The following is a 1,468-nucleotide window of genomic DNA, read 5'->3' on the forward strand; positions in this document are numbered from 1 at the left end:
CTTGAACCCACCGAGCGCTCACCCCGCGCTTGATCCATCCCCACCACCACGACCCCAAGGAGACCACCATGCCCACGATCCACGACCTGACCACCCCGCACGAAGGCAGCTGCCACGATTTCGACCCGCTGTTCGGCCATTGGCGCGTGCACCACCGCCGTCTGCGCGACCGCCTGGCCAACTGCACCGAATGGGACCTGTTCGAAGGTGTCTGCCACATGCAGCCGCTGATGGGCGGGCAGGGGAACGTCGACCACAACGTGCTCGACGCGCCGAGCGGCCGCTACCGCGCGTCGACCATCCGCTGCTGGGATCCGGAGAACAAGCAGTGGTCGATCTGGTGGCTGGATGCGCGCTTCCGCCAGATCGACGTGCCGATGGTCGRCAAGTTCGAAGGCGGCGACGGCGTGTTCTACGCCGACGACACCTTCCGCGACCAGTCGATCAAGGTGCGCTTCCTGTGGCTGCGCACCCGCAGCGAGGCGCCGCGTTGGGAGCAGGCCTTTTCGACCGACGGCGGCAAGACCTGGGAGACCAACTGGGAGATGGACTTCGAGCGGGTCGCCGCCGACTAAGAGCCAGCTGAAGTCATCGCCTCGATCTCGGTGTGCAGTTCGAGCCAGCGCTCTTCGAGCATCGCGACCTCGGCCTGCACGTGGGAGAGTTGGCGGCCGAGCTCGCCGAACTGCTCGCCAGCCAGGCCGGGCTTGGCCAGCTGCGCTTCCACGGCGGCCTGCTCGGCATGCAGCTTGGCGAGCCGCTGGTCGATCTTCAGCACCTCGTTGCGCAGCGGGCGGGTGCGGTCGGCCAGCTTGGCGCGGGCTTGCGCGGCCGCCTTGCGGTCGTCGCGAGCCGCCGGGGCCGGAGCGGGTGCCTTGGCCGCCGGCGCTGAGTTGGCCTTGGGGGCCGGTGCGGCCGCAACAGGCGCGGGGGCCGGCGCGGGTTGCTTGCCCGACAGGGCCCGTGCCGCCTCGCGGCTGCGGTCCAGCAGCCAGCGCTGGTAGTCGTCCAGGTCGCCGTCGAAAGGTTTCAGCGCACCGTCGGCCACGAGCCAGAACTCGTCGCAGACCTCGCGCAGCAACGCGCGGTCGTGGCTGACCAGCATCACCGAGCCTTCGAACTCGTTCAGCGCCATTGACAGCGCTTCGCGCGTCGTCAGGTCCAGGTGGTTGGTCGGTTCGTCCAGCAGCAAGAGGTTGGGGCGCTGCCAGACCAGCGAGCCGAGCACCAGGCGCGCCTTCTCGCCGCCCGACAACGTGCCGATGGTCTGGTGCACCATCTCGCCGACGAAGCGGAACTGGCCAAGGAAGTCGCGCAGCTCTTGCTCCCGTGCCTCCGGCCCGACGGTACGAGCCAGTCGCACCATGTGCTGCAGCGGCGTGTCGTCCGCATGCAGCAAGTCCATTTCCTGCTGTGCGAAGTAGCCGATCGACAGGCCCTTGCCTTCGGTCACCGTGCCGCCCAGGGC

At 68.8% G+C, this 1,468-nt stretch carries 2 protein-coding genes; one reads left to right on the forward strand and one right to left on the reverse strand.

Going from position 1 to position 1,468, the window contains the following annotated elements; translation table 11 throughout:
- The first annotated feature begins 68 nt into the window (after positions 1 to 68).
- Positions 69 to 575 carry a DUF1579 domain-containing protein gene (locus AC1DYI_RS35430; protein ID WP_477208779.1) on the forward strand — a complete coding sequence of 169 codons (507 nt, stop codon included), beginning with the start codon at positions 69 to 71 and terminating at the stop codon, positions 573 to 575.
- Here AC1DYI_RS35430 and AC1DYI_RS35435 read toward each other — a convergent pair.
- A partial coding sequence (locus AC1DYI_RS35435) for an ATP-binding cassette domain-containing protein (protein ID WP_477208780.1) occupies positions 572 to 1,468 on the reverse strand: 897 nt, incomplete at its 5' end. The two genes, AC1DYI_RS35430 and AC1DYI_RS35435, sit on opposite strands and share 4 nt — an antisense overlap.

It is taken from the genome of Ideonella sp. P3_A4 (assembly GCF_056403075.1).